Annotated in this window: 10 protein-coding genes; 9 read left to right on the top strand and 1 reads right to left on the bottom strand. The window is 42.3% G+C overall.

Features of this window, described 5'->3' with window-relative positions; translation table 11 throughout:
* Positions 1 to 355: 355 nt before the first annotated feature.
* From BHV72_RS12230 to BHV72_RS12215, 4 genes are read left to right on the top strand one after another with little or no spacing between them, the layout of a single operon-like run.
* A complete protein-coding gene (locus BHV72_RS12230; RefSeq protein WP_229127052.1) occupies positions 356 to 3,526 on the top strand; it encodes a SusC/RagA family TonB-linked outer membrane protein in 3,171 nt (1,056 codons plus the stop codon).
* 22 nt (positions 3,527 to 3,548) lie between these two features.
* Entirely contained in the window at positions 3,549 to 5,573 is a 2,025-nt protein-coding gene (locus tag BHV72_RS12225) for a RagB/SusD family nutrient uptake outer membrane protein (RefSeq protein WP_149928054.1), read from the top strand.
* 16 nt (positions 5,574 to 5,589) lie between these two features.
* Entirely contained in the window at positions 5,590 to 6,795 is a 1,206-nt protein-coding gene (locus BHV72_RS12220; protein ID WP_240050704.1) for a DUF4959 domain-containing protein, read from the top strand.
* 28 nt (positions 6,796 to 6,823) lie between these two features.
* Entirely contained in the window at positions 6,824 to 7,501 is a 678-nt protein-coding gene (locus BHV72_RS12215) for a DUF4998 domain-containing protein (protein ID WP_005681138.1), read from the top strand.
* Between the two features lie 546 nt (positions 7,502 to 8,047).
* On the opposite strand, the gene BHV72_RS12210 is transcribed toward BHV72_RS12215, so the two are convergent.
* Positions 8,048 to 8,461 carry a DUF4891 domain-containing protein gene (locus BHV72_RS12210; protein WP_286856103.1) on the bottom strand — a complete coding sequence of 138 codons (414 nt, stop codon included), beginning with the start codon at positions 8,459 to 8,461 and terminating at the stop codon, positions 8,048 to 8,050.
* Between the two features lie 108 nt (positions 8,462 to 8,569).
* Here BHV72_RS12210 and BHV72_RS12205 point away from each other — a divergent pair, with 108 nt between their 5' ends.
* From BHV72_RS12205 to BHV72_RS12185, 5 genes are all read left to right on the top strand, one after another.
* Positions 8,570 to 9,637: a Nif3-like dinuclear metal center hexameric protein gene (locus BHV72_RS12205; protein ID WP_286856102.1), complete on the top strand. Its 1,068-nt coding sequence runs from the start codon at positions 8,570 to 8,572 to the stop codon at positions 9,635 to 9,637.
* A 5-nt stretch (positions 9,638 to 9,642) separates the two neighbouring features.
* A complete protein-coding gene (locus tag BHV72_RS12200) occupies positions 9,643 to 10,473 on the top strand; it encodes a zinc ribbon domain-containing protein (RefSeq protein ID WP_005675833.1) in 831 nt (276 codons plus the stop codon).
* 213 nt (positions 10,474 to 10,686) lie between these two features.
* On the top strand, positions 10,687 to 12,084 hold the full coding sequence (locus BHV72_RS12195) for an efflux transporter outer membrane subunit (RefSeq protein ID WP_055256339.1): 1,398 nt from the start codon (positions 10,687 to 10,689) through the stop codon (positions 12,082 to 12,084).
* 38 nt (positions 12,085 to 12,122) lie between these two features.
* On the top strand, positions 12,123 to 13,232 hold the full coding sequence (locus tag BHV72_RS12190) for an efflux RND transporter periplasmic adaptor subunit (protein WP_022043018.1): 1,110 nt from the start codon (positions 12,123 to 12,125) through the stop codon (positions 13,230 to 13,232).
* 29 nt (positions 13,233 to 13,261) lie between these two features.
* Positions 13,262 to 16,408 (top strand): efflux RND transporter permease subunit, encoded by a 3,147-nt coding sequence (locus tag BHV72_RS12185; protein WP_055256338.1) that lies wholly within the window; start codon positions 13,262 to 13,264, stop codon positions 16,406 to 16,408.
* The last annotated feature ends 93 nt before the right edge of the window (positions 16,409 to 16,501 follow it).

Below are 16,501 nucleotides of genomic sequence, written 5' to 3'. Positions count from 1 at the left end.
TAAATTTAGAATAAACCATTTATTTAATAAAATATTTTATTAAAATATTCGTTTTATCATTGATGAAAGGTTTCTAATCCAATATTCAGCCATATTTTACTTCTAAAATAAGTCCTTTTGTTGCTTTTCGCTCTCAAATATTTTACAGACTTCTCTATTATGCAAAATAAGTCTCAGTAGAACTTGGTAAATCTACTGCAATTCATTTAGACTTAATACTAAATATTTTTAGAAAACTACCGGGAGATATTTTTAATATAAACTCTAAAACAAAACGCCTATGGGAGAATAACTATTGTGAAAAGAAATTTTGGAAAATAATTTCAAATCAAACTTTATTTTTAATACTTATAACATGAAAAAAAAATATTCTTTATTTACTCTTCTTGTTGGTACATGCCTATGTTCGCTATCTGCATACGCAGTGCCAACTGATATAGCAACTCCTATAACTCAGGAGATAAATCAAAAATCTAAAAAGCAAATCAAGGGTACGGTTCTTGATGAAAATGAAGAACCTGTTATTGGCGCCACGGTCGTTGTTATAGGCGTAGCAGGAGGTGGAATAACAGATATGGACGGAAAATTCACATTGAGTGCTTTTCCGAATCAGGAGTTGGAAGTTTCATATTTGGGTTATCAGAATGCCCGTATTAAGGTGACTGATAAAAGTACGTATGTGATTCGTATGAAACCGAAAATTGATGAGTTGGAGGAGGTCACCGTTGTGGCTTTTGCAAAACAGAAAAAGGAGAGTGTAATTGCTTCTGTTTCAACTATCAAACCTGCAGAATTGAAAGTTCCCTCCAGTAACCTTACTACCGCACTAGCAGGGCGTATGTCGGGAATCATATCTTACCAAACTAGCGGTGAGCCGGGTAAAGACAATGCTCAGTTCTTTGTACGTGGTGTCACTACCTTCGAGGGTGAGACCCGTGCCAATCCTTTAATTCTCATTGATGGGATTGAAATGGGTACGGACGACCTGGCAAGACTTCAAACAGATGATATTGCAAGTTTTTCTGTCATGAAAGATGCTACTGCTGCCGCATTATATGGTTCGCGAGGTGCTAATGGGGTTATCTTGGTTAGCACAAAACAAGGTTCCGAAGGAAAAGCTAAAGTTTCTATTCGTTATGAACTGGCAATGTCACGTCCTACCAGGACTGTTGATTTGGCAGATCCTATCACTTATATGAAGTTGCATAATGAAGCAGTTCGTACACGTGATCCGTTAGGGGCCTTGCCTTATTCTGAAGAAAAGATTGCATCTACGGCAGCAGGATTAAATCCACAGGTGTATCCGGCTATTGACTGGAAAGAAATGCTGTTTAAAGATCAGGCAATCAATCATCGTTTTAATTTCAATATCAGTGGCGGAGGTAAAGTAGCCCGTTATTATTTATCAGGAAGTTATAGTAAAGATAGTGGTTTATTGCAAGTCAATGGGAAAAATAGTTTTAATAACAATATATCGTTGCAAAGAATGATAATGCGAGCTACGGTTAATATCAATATGACAAAAAGTACAGAAGTTGTAGTACGTATGTATGGTACTTTTGATGATTATACCGGACCACTAAAAGATGGTAGTAAATTCTATGAAATGGTAATGAACACTAATCCGGTCATGTTCCAACCCGTATATCAGCCGGACGAGAGATATAAGAATGCACCCAATATCTTATTCGGTAATGCGGGAACCAATGCGGACTATACAAATCCTTATGCCGAGTTGGTGAAGGGGTATAAAGATTATTCAGCCACTACCATAGTAGCTCAGGTAGAGTTGAAGCAGAATTTGGAGTTTATTACTAAAGGGCTGAATGCACGCGTATTAGCAAACACAAATCGTTATTCATATTTTGATGTAAGTAGACAGTATGTGCCATTCTTCTATCGTCTGGACTCATACGACAAGTTTACAAACACATATCAACTTAGTGCTTTGAATGAAGATAAAGGTTCGGAAGCGCTTCAATACACAGAAGGTCCCAAGACAATCAATACTTCTTATTATTTGGAAGCGGCCGTAGATTATAACCGTGTTTTTAATGAAAAACATACGGTAACAGGATTACTTGTAGGAACGATGCGTGAATATAAAGAAGCCAATGCAGGCTCTTTACTACTTTCGTTGCCTCACCGGAATATAGGTCTTGCCGGACGTGCCACTTATTCGTATGACAGTCGTTATTTTGGAGAATTAAACTTTGGTTATAATGGTTCCGAGAGGTTTGCCAAAAAGAACAGATGGGGATTCTTCCCTTCAATAGGCGCCGGCTATATTATTTCAAACGAACATTTCTATCCGGAAAGTTGGAAGAAAGTGATGAACAAGTTGAAACTGAAAGCAACTTATGGTTTGGTAGGTAATGACGCTATTGGAAATACCAAAGACCGTTTCTTCTATCTGTCAAACGTGAACGTGGCAGATGCTGGCAAAAACATTGCTTTTGGTACTGATTTGAGTTATTCGCATCCTGGCGGTGGTGTTTCGTTTGTCCGCTATCCCAATGAAGATATCTCATGGGAAACAGCATATAAAACAGATTTCGGCGTTGAGATAGGTTTGTTTGACAAAGTAGAGATTATAGCTGATTATTTTAGTGAACGTCGTAAAAATATCTTAATGACGCGTGCGCACGTCCCTTCTTTTATTGGTTTGCAAACAAATCCTTCAGCCAATGTCGGTGAAGCAAAAAGTCATGGTTTTGAAGCCTCTGTTGATTACAACCACTCTTTTTCTAATGGTATGTGGTTAATGGTACGTGGCAATTTTACTTATGCAACCAGTGAATATTCGAAATATGAAGAACCGGATTATTCTGATACTCCATGGCGTAGGCGCGAAGGAAATAGCTTGGCACAGACATGGGGATATGTTGCTGAACGATTGTTTGTCGATGAAGCAGATGTTGCAAATTCGCCCGTACAGAGTTTTGATAATCAGAAAGCAATGGCAGGTGATATTAAGTATAAAGATATTAATGGAGATGGTCAGATTACAGAAACGGATATGGTTCCCATTGGATACCCGACTTCTCCTGAAATCATATATGGCTTTGGTTTTTCTGCCGGTTACAAAGGTTTTGATCTCTCATGCTTCTTCCAAGGATCGGCACGTTCTTCATTCTGGATTGATCCGGAAAACACAGCTCCTTTCATTGGCAACCAAAGAACCTTATTGAAGGCTTATGCTGACGATCATTGGTCCGAAGAAAATCGTAACTTGTATGCTTTATGGCCTCGTTTGTCTGCAACAAAAAGAACGAACAACTATCAGAAGAGTACGTGGTTCATGAGAGACGGTTCGTTTTTACGGTTAAAATCAGTAGAAATGGGGTATACTATTCCGGAAAAGATAACAAAGAAAGCTCATATAAGTATGCTCAGATTCTATTTGAGTGGTACCAATCTGTTAACATTCAGCAAATTCAAACTTTGGGATGTTGAAATGGGAGGCAAAGGCTTGGGATATCCTGTTCAAATGGTTATTAATGCAGGTGTTCAATTAAACTTTTAGTTAATCCTTAAACTTGAAAAAGATGAAATTTAATACAATAAAAAGGACAACAAAGAATGTAATTATCGTCTTAATGGCGGGATTATTCGTTTCTTCATGCAGTGATTATCTGGATGTTGTGCCCGATAATGTTCCGACGCTCGATCATGCTTTTGCTAATCGGCACGCTTGCGAAGGATACCTGTTCACGTGTTACAGTTATTTGCCCGCAATGGGAGACTTTATTGAGACTCCTGACTTTCAGGGGGCGGATGAGTTTTATTTTGGTGAAATGACCACAGTAAAAAATGGGTTAGATCGCAAAATGTGGGGACTGACATTCGGACTTCAGAATAAAACGAATCCGATAGGCAATACTTGGGATGGCCAATACGAAGAACAATCCAACCAATTTGGTAAAGTCTGGTTCGGGCAACCTCTTTACAAGGCAATTCGCGACTGTAATATTTTCCTGGAAAATGTAAACCGTCCTTATGACCTGGAAGAATACGAACGCAAACGTTGGGTGGCGGAAGTGAAATTCTTGAAAGCATTTTATCATTTCTACCTGATGCGTATGTATGGTCCGATCGTTTTGATAAAGGAGAACCAGCCGGTTTCCGATACTCCGGAGCAAATGGCACAGTATCGTACTCCGTTTGACGAATGTGTGCAATATGTCAGTAACTTGTTGGACGAAGCCATTGTAGATCTTCCAGAGAAGATACAAGACCGAAGTAATGAAATGGGGCGTGCAACGAAAGCGATTGCTTTGAGTGTAAAGGCGCAATTGTTGACAATGTCAGCAAGTCCTTTATTCAATGGTAATCCGGATTATGCCAATGTGGTGGATAACAGAAATGTACATCTGTTTAGTATTGAAAAAGATGATAACAAATGGAAACTGGCAGCCGATGCGTGTAAAGCCGCGATTGATGCAATCGAAGCAGCTGACGGAGGTTTACTTTTTCCCGAAGATGTTCCTATGATTCCCGAACTGGTAGGTGTAGAGGTTGATACTTTAAAACAAGAGTATTATCTCCGTGCTATAATGATCTCCAAATGGAATAAGGAAACTGTATGGGGATCTGTGAAGAATCATTTTGTTGACCGAGTACAAAGATATACTAGTTGTAAGGTTTCTGCGAAAGAAGCCTCACAAGTGTGGGTATCGCAATTGTTTTCCCCTACATTTGATGTAGTGGAAGCTTATTACACCAAGAATGGCGTACCTATGGAAGAAGACCGTGAATTTGACTATCAACATCGTTATGAACCCCGTCTGGCTACTTCAGAATATAAATGGTATATCCGGGAAGGCGAATATACCGCCGGCTTGCATTTCGACCGTGAACTTCGTTTTTATGCCTCTATCGGTTTCAACAGAGCTATCTGGTGGGGAAACGGAAAATATGACTTTAAGAGAAAAGATTATAACAACAAGGATGAAGTACGTTATATTAGAGCTTATGCAGGTAATGCAAGTACAGAGATAGCCGGAAAATCAGGAGAGTCGTACAGTTTTACAGGATATTGGGCAAAGAAACTGCATAGCCCGTTAATGGATACTTCAACAGGAGGTTCCGGTACATGGGGAGGTGACGGAAGGATTCCGTTCCCGATAATCCGAGTGGCCGATTTATATTTGTTGTATGCAGAAACATTGAACGAATCTGCATCCACCCCACCGGATGATGCATACAAATACTTGGATTTAGTGCGCAAACGTGCCGGATTGAAAGGAGTTAAGGAAGCTTGGCAAAAATATTCCATTTACCCGGATAAGCCGTTGAGTAAAGAGGGTCTTCGTGAGATTATTCATCGTGAGCGTCGTATTGAGCTGGCTATGGAAGGCGCTCGCACCTGGGATTTACGCAGGTGGAAGGAAGCGGAGAATGAATTGAACAAAGATGTTCGCACTTGGAACATAGACGGAGCAGATAAAGAGGATTATTATAATGTAATATCAATAGATCGTCGCAGCTTCACCCGCAAAGAATATCTTTGGCCTATTAAGGAGTATAACTTGACGGTTAACAAGAATCTGGTACAAAATTATGGCTGGTAATTTAAAAAGAAGAATTATGAAAAAGATCGTTGGCATCATAAATATGTTATGCATTGCTATATTACTATATAGTTGTGCAGAAGAAAGTGTCGGGCAAACCCCGGTAGATAATATGCCTCCCCAAAATGTGACCGGGGTACAAGTGCAAAATACCCCGGGAGGAGCCTTGTTGACTTATACACTTCCGGATGATGAAGATTTGCTGTATGTGAAAGCGACATTTATTTTAAATAACGGGCAAAGGTCGGAAGTAAAATCTTCGGTATATACTAATATACTTGAATTACAAGGGTTTGGAGACACGAATGAACGTCTTGTGACTTTGGTATCGGTAGATAGAAGCCAGAATGAATCGGAACCGCTGGAAGTGAAAGTGCAACCATTGGAAGCACCCATTTTTGGCGTACAGAAAGAATTGAAACTGGAAGCTGCTTTCGGAGGCATTAATGTAACTTACAATAATCCGACAGAATCGAATATTGTGATTAATATTGATGTCATGAACGAGAAGAACGAGTATGTCTCTTTAGAGAAAATCTATACCAAAGCCAAAAATGGTGTCCGCAAGATTCGTGGCATGGCAGCGGAAGATACAAAGTTGAGATATTACGTCTCGGACCGTTGGGATAACATAACGGACAAACAGGACATCACCTTGACGCCAATGTTTGAGGAAAGAGTCCCGGCTAAATCAATAGAACCAATGCAAAGTCATAGTGCGCCCGTTGACTGGGGGTGGACATTGAATCGTCTATTCGATGATAATACTACCACCGGATATCAGTCGAAAGCTGATGGATATTGGCCTGCTTATTTTACGTTTAACGTGAAACAAGGTCCGGTAAAACTAAGCCGTATCAGGATACAGCAACGTAAGGATTATGAATATACGCATGGAAACTTGAAACGTTTCAGATTGTTGGGTAGAAATGATTATCCGTTGGCAGGTGCCCAAATTGATAATGAAAGCAATCCGGAAGAATATCTCAAATGGGAACCGGTGGGAGAATTTGAATCAATAAAACCTTCAAATTCATCGGTAAATACAAATGAAGATCTGGAATATGCAAGACAAGGCGAGGACTTTGATATTGATGTAAATATGCCGGCATATAAATATTATCGTGTTGAAGTGCTCGAAACCTGGAGTGGCGGATTATTCATGTGCTTCATGGAGTTCCAGATGTGGGGCAGACCGGAAGGCTTTGAATTTCCTAAATAAGAAATGACTAAATTAAAGAAAAATGAAAATGAAGAATAATTATAATTATCTATGGATTGTGCTAATATCCTTTCTTGTTTCTTGCTCTGATATGAATGATTTGCATCAGCCTTATTTGGATCAGGGAGAACATATTTATGCAGCAAAAGTGGATGCGGTAGTGGTTCGCCCCGGAAATGAACGCATTCAGTTGGACCTGTTCTATACAGCACAACGTATTAAAGAGTGTGTTATTTATTGGAATGTTCGTCAGAATTCTCTGGTAAAAGAGCTGCCGGCTTCCGGTGTTAATGGTGTTCCGGTATTGCTGGAAGATATGCCTGAAGGCACTTATTCTTTTGAGATTGTAACCAAGGACTTGTATGGCAATGAATCATTAGTGGTAGAAGCCAGTGGAAAATCTTATGGAAACAGTTATAAATCCGGTCTAATTAACGCCCGTTATTCGTCCATAACCAAATCAGGTGAGCAAACGATTATTACATGGAGAAATGTAGAGTTTGCAACTGAAATCGAATTTACTTATGAGACGGCGACTGAAGGAGAAAAGACGATAATGATTCCGGTAACAATTGACGGTAAGACAATACTTACAGACAATAAACCCGGAGGAGCATTTCATTATGTGACTTGGTATCGGCCCACCGAGTATGCAATAGATGATTTCAAATGCAATAATGTTGTCACAGGAGTTCTACCGGAATAAAAAGACTGTTCTCACGGAAAGAAGAAATTCCCCTTGATGATTTTGGGTAGTTGGAGGAATTTCTATCTTTCCTCATACAAGTTATTTGGTTCTTCTTCAAATTTGACGGTAAAATTAATTAGGAAAATAATAATTTGATAAGGAGAGGAATGGAGATACCACCGACTGGCTAAATTACCACCAAATTTGAAGAAGAATTCTTATTTCTATTATTTTACTGCAACATCTGCAACACACACTTGTATCAAACTTTAAATCAAAGAGTTATAGGTATTGCAGATACCGTTGCAGATGCATTGCAGATACTTTATCTGCAACACCAGCTTAGCTACCCTTTTTGATTGGTGTGGACAAGGATTTCAGTTCTTTTTTTGTATATATACTTCTAGTTTCCCTTATGGGAAATTACAGTTTCCAGCCTTAGAAACTCCGGTTTCGAGCGTATGAAACTACAGTTTCCAGCCTTGGAACTGGAGTTTCATACGCTCGAAACACCAAGTCTAACCGGTCGGGAGAAATCGTCCCCTGTTGGAAGAGGGCGGAGTCTTACTTTGCTTTGACTTTCCCATATAAGCAACGAAGCTGAACGAACTGTTCACCCAGTTGCACATATCCGCTTTCCAACATTTTTTCTGATACTTGAAATTTAGCGAGATGATGCCGTACATACTTCTCCATATCCGGCGATTGTTTTTTGACGAAAGCCTCTAAATCGACCTTTCCGTTTTCATGAATGAGAACTTTTGCTTTAACAGTACGGAATCCCCATTCTTTGCAATGTTTTGTCTCCGCTTTATCTATCCAGAAGATAGCGGTGGCGCTTATTGTGTCCGCAATACATTCTTCAGTATCACTGTTACTTACGTTGTCGGAAACTTCCTTTTCGGTATTCTCGCTCTGTTTCAATTGACAGGAAACTGCCAAAATAGTTAGTAGAAAATAGAATAAAATTGTTTTCATCGTGTTCAATAATTATAGGATAGGCGACAAATTTACTAAAAAAATGAGAACAAAGAGTGTTTGTTCCCTTTTATTTTCTTATATTTGCAACCAAATTTTCTACGAATAATGAAAATTAAGGAAATAGTAAGCGCCCTTGAACAATTCGCGCCTCTGCCATTGCAAGACGGTTTCGATAATGCCGGCCTGCAAATCGGATTGACAGATGCGGAAGCAGCAGGGGCTTTGTTGTGTCTTGACGTCACCGAGGCTGTGTTGGATGAAGCTATCGCGTTGGGATACAATCTCGTCATATCACATCATCCGCTGATTTTTAAAGGATATAAGTCCATTACGGGCAAAGATTATGTGGAACGCTGTATGCTGAAAGCAATAAAGAATGATATTGTGATCTATTCGGCACATACCAATCTTGATAATGCCCAAGGCGGAGTGAATTATAAGATAGCCGAAAAAATCGGACTGAAGAATCTGAAAGTACTTGAACCGAAGGAGAATAGCCTGATTAAATTGGTTACATTTGTTCCTAATACGCAAGCTGATGCAGTGCGGGAAGCGCTGTTTGCTGCGGGATGCGGAAACATAGGCAACTATGATTCATGCAGTTACAATTTAGAAGGAGAGGGGACTTTCCGGGCAAAGGAGGGAACGCATCCTTTCTGTGGGGCAATCGGCGAATTGCATCGTGAAGGAGAAGTAAGGATAGAGACTATCCTCCCTGCATTCAAAAAATCGGCAGTCGTCAGAGCCTTGCTGGCCGTTCATCCTTATGAGGAACCGGCGTTCGACATTTATCCGTTGCAGAACGACTGGACACAGGCAGGCTCGGGAATTATCGGTGAACTGGATGAATCGGAAACCGAACTTGAATTTCTGAAACGTATCAAAAAAACCTTCGAGGTTGGCTGTCTGCGCCATAATAAGTTGACGGGCAGGGAAATACGAAAAGTAGCACTATGCGGAGGTGCAGGCGCGTTTCTGCTTCCACAGGCAATCCGGTCGGGAGCGGATGTTTTTATTACAGGTGAGATAAAGTATCATGATTATTTCGGTCACGAAGGGGAAATCCTGATGACGGAAATTGGTCATTACGAAAGCGAACAATATACAAAAGAAATTTCTAATTTTGCGCTCCAATTGAGTAAAATAAATACGAATCCCATAAAATATTTGTAAGTAAAATGGCTAGAGAAGCAAAAAAAGATCCGAATGAGTTGACAGTAGAACAGAAGTTGAAGACGCTGTTCCAACTACAAACGATGTTGTCTAAGATTGATGAAATCAAAACATTGAGAGGTGAACTTCCATTGGAAGTACAGGACCTTGAAGATGAAATTGCCGGTTTGAGTACTCGTATCGACAAGATCAAAGCAGAAGTGGAGGAACTGAGAGTTGCTATTGCCGGCAAGAAGGTGGAAATTGAAACTGCTAAATCTTCAGTAGAAAAATATAAGTCGCAACAGGACAACGTTCGCAATAACCGCGAATACGACTTCCTGACCAAAGAGATCGAGTTCCAGACATTGGAAATCGAACTTTGTGAAAAGAGAATTAAAGAGTATTCTGCAGATAAAGAAGAAAAAGAGGCTGAAGTAGCAAAGAATGAACTGGTGCTTGACGAAAGGCAGAAAGACCTTGAACAGAAGAAAGGCGAACTGGACGAAATCATTTCTGAAACCAAGCAGGAAGAAGAAAAACTGAGAGACAAGGCTAAAGACCTGGAAACTAAGATCGAACCGCGCTTGTTACAGTCATTTAAGCGTATCCGTAAGAACTCCCGCAACGGTTTGGGTATTGTATACGTACAGCGTGATGCTTGTGGTGGTTGCTTTAACAAGATTCCGCCTCAGAGACAGTTGGACATCCGTTCACGTAAGAAGGTAATCGTTTGCGAATATTGCGGACGCATCATGATTGACCCTGAATTGGCTGGCATACAAATCGAGCACAAGGTAGAAGAAGCTCCAGCACCAACTACTAAAAGAGCTATCAGAAGAAAAACTGCTGAATAAGAGAAGTCATCCATTAACAAGTAGTTAAAGTTACTGTTTAATATAGGAAGCCCTGCAACAATGCAGGGCTTTTTTTATCAGTGTCCGTATAAACAGGGATCTCGTACCCAAGATAACATCACGCTGAATAGAAACTTTGTTCTGTCGTTACGCCGGTAAACAAACTCACCCTTTAGTTGTTATCTTTTCATTTCATAAAAACCTGAACTGAATATGAACATACGAGCATGGAGCATATCGCTCCTTTTGTTTCTTTCAACTGTGACTGCGGTTGGGCAAACTGCAAACCGCTATTTGAAAGCTCCTCTCCCTAACGGCTGGGAAGAAAATGGGGAAGTGTTTCAACAGACACTTCCGGTAGACGACCATTGGTGGAAATCTTTCGGGGACAGCAAACTGGATTCTCTGATTGCTTTGGCGGTAGACCGTAACTATTCCGTTGCAATGGCAATTAACCGCATCGCTGCTGCCCGTGCCAACCTTTGGGCCGAACGTGGCAATTTCTTTCCTTCAATCGGATTGAATGCCGGTTGGACCCGACAGGAAACAAGTGGAAATACAAGCTCAATTCCCCAAACTACGGAACATTATTATGATGCATCACTCAGCATGAGTTGGGAAATTGATGTGTTCGGTAGTATCCGCAAACGGGTAAAGGCACAGAAAGAGAACTTTGCTGCCAGTAAGGAGGAATATACCGGAGTAATGATTTCTATGGCGGCGGAAGTGGCTTCGGCCTATATCAATTTGAGGGAACTGCAACAGGAACTTGAAGTTGTGAATAAAAACTGCGCTTCTCAGGAAGAAGTACTGAAAATCACGGAAGTACGGTATAACACTGGATTAGTGGCTAAGCTGGATGTCGCACAGGCTAAGTCTGTGTTATATAGCACAAAAGCTTCCATTCCACAACTGGAAGCCGGTATCAATCAGTATATTACGATGTTAGCAGTTTTGCTGGGAATGTATCCGCAGGACATTCGTCCGGTACTGGAACCTGTCGGAATATTGCCCGACTATATGGAACCGATCGGCGTGGGAATGCCTGTCGATCTGTTGATGAGACGTCCCGATGTGCGGAGTGCGGAACGAAGCGTAAACGCACAAGCGGCATTGCTCGGAGCTTCAAAGGCGGACTGGTTGCCGAAAGTTTTTCTGAAAGGCTCGTTCGGTTATGCGGCTCGTGACTTGAAAGACTTGACAAAGAGTAAAAGCATGATGTATGAGATTGCACCGTCAATGAGTTGGACGCTTTTCAGCGGAGGGCAGTTGGTTAATGCTACACGACTGGCTAAAGCCCAACTGGACGAATCAATCAACCAATTCAATCAGACTGTCCTGACTGCTGTACAGGAAACAGATAATGCAATGAATTCTTACCGGAATTCAATCAAGCAGATTGTAGCGCTGCGCGAAGTACGCAATCAGGGAATTGAGACACTGAAACTTTCATTGGAACTTTATAAACAGGGGCTTTCTCCCTTTCAGAATGTGTTGGATGCACAGCGGTCTTTGTTGTCCTATGAGAATCAGTTGGTACAGGCACAGGGGAATTCGCTACTCCAGTTGATAACTCTCTACAAGGCTTTGGGAGGCGGTTGGCAAGAATAAAGAATCTATAAATAAAAATATAACCTAACGTAACGGATATGAAAAAACTAATGTATATTTTCTTTGCGCTGCCGATATTGACCGGTTGCAAGGAGAAAAAAAGCGCAGGAGCAATGGGAGGGATGCCAACTCCGGAAATTAGCGTAGCTAAACCAATAATAAAGAATGTAACTCTGACGAAAGATTATCCGGGCTATCTGACAACGGAAAAGACTGTAAACCTGGTGGCCAGAGTGAACGGAACGCTGCAATCGACTTCGTATACTGCAGGAGGACGGGTGAAACAAGGACAATTATTGTTTGTCATCGAACCTACCTTATATAAGGATAAGGTGGAACAGGCGGAAGCTGCACTAAAAACGGCCCAAGCCCAGTTGGAATATGCCCGCAGCAATTACAGCCGTATGAAAGAAGCTGTCAAAAGCGATGCCGTGAGTCAGATACAGGTACTTCAAGCGGAATCTTCCGTGGCAGAAGGTGTGGCGGCGGTCAATAATGCGGAAGCAGCTTTGAGCACGGCCCATACGAATCTGAGCTATTGCTATGTCCGCGCTCCGTTTGACGGAACGATCAGTAAAGCAACTGTTGATGTAGGCAGCTATGTGGGCGGTTCGTTGCAGCCTGTCACTTTGGCTACTATCTATAAGGATAATCAAATGTACGCATATTTCAATGTAGCTGACAACCAATGGCTGGAAATGTTGATGAACAACCGGCAAAGTGCACAGGAACTTCCGAAGAAAATAATGGTTCAGTTGGGCAAGGAAGGTTCGGAAATGTATCCGGCCACACTGGATTATCTGTCTCCGAACGTGGACTTGAATACGGGAACGTTGACAGTTCGTGCCAACTTTGACAACCCGCAAGGGATACTAAAGAGCGGATTATATGTAAGTATCACGTTACCGTATGGAGAAGCCGATAATGCCATGTTGGTAAAAGAGGCTTCTATCGGGACGGACCAGTTGGGAAAATACTTGTATCTTGTCAATGATTCTAACATTGTTCGTTACCGGCATATTGAGATAGGGCAGTTGATAGGTGATACTTTACGGCAAGTGACGGGAGGACTTTCTCCACAAGACAGGTATGTCACGAAGGCTCTGATGAAGGTCAGGGACGGAATGAAGATAAAACCGATGCCGTAAACTGAATATTAATCCTAAACTATAATCTTATGTTTTCTAAGTTTTTTATCAACCGACCGATATTTGCTACCGTCCTTGCCTTGCTGATTGTAGTAGCCGGTCTGGTGACACTCAATATATTGCCGGTAGCGCAATTTCCGGAGATTACACCGCCAACGGTACAGGTATCTGCTGTTTATCCGGGGGCAAATGCCGAAACCGTTGCCCAAACAGTAGGTATTCCTATCGAACAGCAGGTGAACGGGGTAGACGGTATGCTTTATATGTCCTCTAATTCATCTTCTTCGGGAGCCTATTCTCTGACGATCACATTTGCCGTCGGTACGGATATTGATATGGCAACCGTCCAGGTACAAAACAGGGTAAGCGTCGCACAATCATCGCTCCCCGAACCCGTAGTGGTGCAGGGAGTCACTGTACAGAAACAATCATCGAATATTGTCATGTTCCTGACAATGACCTCACAGGATTCTGTTTACAACAGTCTGTATCTGACCAATTATGCAAAGTTGAATCTCGTCGACCAGTTGACACGTGTGCCCGGAGTGGGTGCCGTGAATGTAATGGGAGCAGGGGATTACTCCATGCGTATCTGGCTCGATCCGGAAGCAATGCGTATCCGGAATATTTCACCGCAACAAGTTTATCAGTCTATCCAGTCGCAGAATATGGAAGTATCTGCCGGATATATCGGCCAGCCTATCGGGGAAGAGAATAAGAATGCTTTTCAATATACACTGAATGTGCAGGGGCGGCTCAGTTCTCCCGAACAGTTCGGAAATATTATCATCCACCGCGAACAGGATGGGGCCATGCTCCGTCTGAAAGATATTGCCAGGATTGATCTGGGATCTGCTTCTTACAGTGTGGTGTCCCGATTGAAAGGGCAGCCTACGGCGGCTATTGCTATTTATCAGCAACCGGGTTCCAATTCGCTGGATGTCTCGAAAGGAGTGAAAGCCAAGATGCAGGAACTGGCCGCCAACTTCCCGGCAGGAGTGTCTTATAATGTTACGTTGGATACTACGGATGTGATTCATGCTTCTATTGATGAAGTTATGGTTACTTTCTTTGAAACAACGCTGCTGGTGATACTTGTGATTTTCCTGTTTTTGCAGAACTGGAGGGCGGTGATTATTCCTTGTCTTACCATTCCGGTGTCTCTGATTGGTACACTGGCGGTAATGGCAGCATTCGGCTTTTCTATTAATACACTGACATTGTTCGGATTGATTTTGGCAGTTGCCATAGTGGTGGATGACGCCATAGTGGTGGTGGAGAACGCTTCGAGATTGTTGGAAACGGGACAATATTCAACTCGTGAAGCTGTGACGAAAGCTATGGGAGAAATTACCGGACCAATCGTCGGAGTGGTGCTTGTGTTGCTTGCGGTATTTATTCCGACTATGCTGATTAGTGGAATTTCCGGACAATTATACAAACAGTTTGCGCTGACTATTGCAGCTTCTACCGTATTGAGCGGTTTCAACTCCCTGACATTGACACCTGCTCTCTGTGCGTTGTTTCTGGAAAAGAGCAAGCCTTCTAACTTCCTCATATACAAAGGATTCAACAAGGCTTATGATAAGACGCAGGGAGCGTATGATAAGATAGTCAAATGGTTGTTGGCACGTCCCGGAATGGCTCTTGTGTCGTATGGCATATTGACGGCTATTGCCGTGTTGCTCTTTATGCACTGGCCGTCTACATTCATTCCGGATGAAGATGACGGGTATTTTATTGCGGTTGTCCAACTTCCGCCCGCAGCCAGTCTGGAACGTACACAGGCGGTAGGCGACAAGATTAACCGGATTCTAGATTCGTATCCGGAAGTGGAGAATTATATTGGAATTTCCGGATTTTCCGTCATGGGCGGAGGAGAACAAAGTAACTCGGCCACTTATTTCGTTGTACTGAAAAACTGGAGTGAAAGGAAAGGGAAGGAGCATACGGCAGCCGCTGTTGTCAACCGCTTTAATGGCGAAGCGTATATGACGATTCAGGCTGGGACTGTGTTTGCCATGGTTCCTCCCGCCATTCCGGGATTGGGAGCGTCCGGCGGGTTACAGCTTCAGTTGGAAGACCGGAGAAATCTGGGACCGACGGAAATGCAGCAGGCTATCAATGCCATGCTTGCCTCTTATCATTCCAAGCCGGCTTTAGCTTCCGTCTCCAGCCAGTATCAGGCAAACGTTCCCCAGTATTTTCTGAATATCGACCGGGATAAGGTACAGTTTATGGGCATCGCTTTGAATGATGTATTCTCTACATTAAGTTATTATATGGGTGCGGCGTATGTAAATGATTTTGTAGAATTCGGCCGTATCTACCAAGTGAAGATAGAGGCGCGCGACCAGGCGCAACGGGTGATTGATGATGTCTTGAAACTGAGTGTTCCCAATGCGGCAGGAGAAATGGTGCCTTTTTCATCTTTCACCAAGGTGGAGGAACAGTTAGGACAGGATCAGATCAACCGTTATAATATGTACTCGACTGCTTCTCTGACTTGCAATGTCGCTCCGGGAAGTAGCACAGGGCAAGCCATTCAAGAAGTGGAAGCATTGTTCAAGGAACAGTTGGGCGATGAATTTGGTTATGAATGGACTTCCGTTGCTTATCAGGAGACGCAGGCCGGGAATACAACTACCATTGTTTTAGTAATGGCTCTGATTGTTGCCTTTCTGGTTTTGGCTGCACAATATGAAAGCTGGACGAGTCCGGTGGCGGCTGTTATCGGATTGCCGGTAGCATTATTGGGAGCTATGATAGGCTGTCTGGTAATGGGAACTCCGGTCAGCATCTATACTCAAATCGGTATTATCTTGCTTGTTGCGCTTTCTGCCAAGAATGGTATTCTGATTGTGGAGTTTGCCCGCGACTTCCATGCCGAGGGTAACTCTATCCGTGAGTCGGCATTTGAAGCCGGACACGTCAGGTTGCGTCCTATCCTAATGACGTCTTTTGCTTTTGTATTGGGAGTAATGCCGTTATTATTTGCTTCTGGAGCAGGTGCACAGAGCCGTATTGCATTAGGTGCCGCCGTTGTTTTTGGTATGGCAATGAATACACTGCTGGCAACGGTTTATATACCTAACTTCTATGAATTAATGCAGAAATTGCAGGAGAAATTCAGCAAGAAAAAAGGAAATAACGATAAGCAGGAAGGGAGTATGTAAAGATAGAATACTATCCGGAAAGTATCCGGAAGACGACTGAATCAGGGTGTCGGTAGATGGATGTGATAGTGACGGTATGTGCTTTACATAGCG

The organism is Bacteroides sp. 43_46 (genome assembly GCF_001915455.1).
Classification (GTDB): Bacteria; Bacteroidota; Bacteroidia; order Bacteroidales; family Bacteroidaceae; genus Bacteroides; species Bacteroides caccae.
Note: the sequence above shows the minus strand (reverse complement) of the source record. Positions and strands in the feature narration are given on the sequence as shown.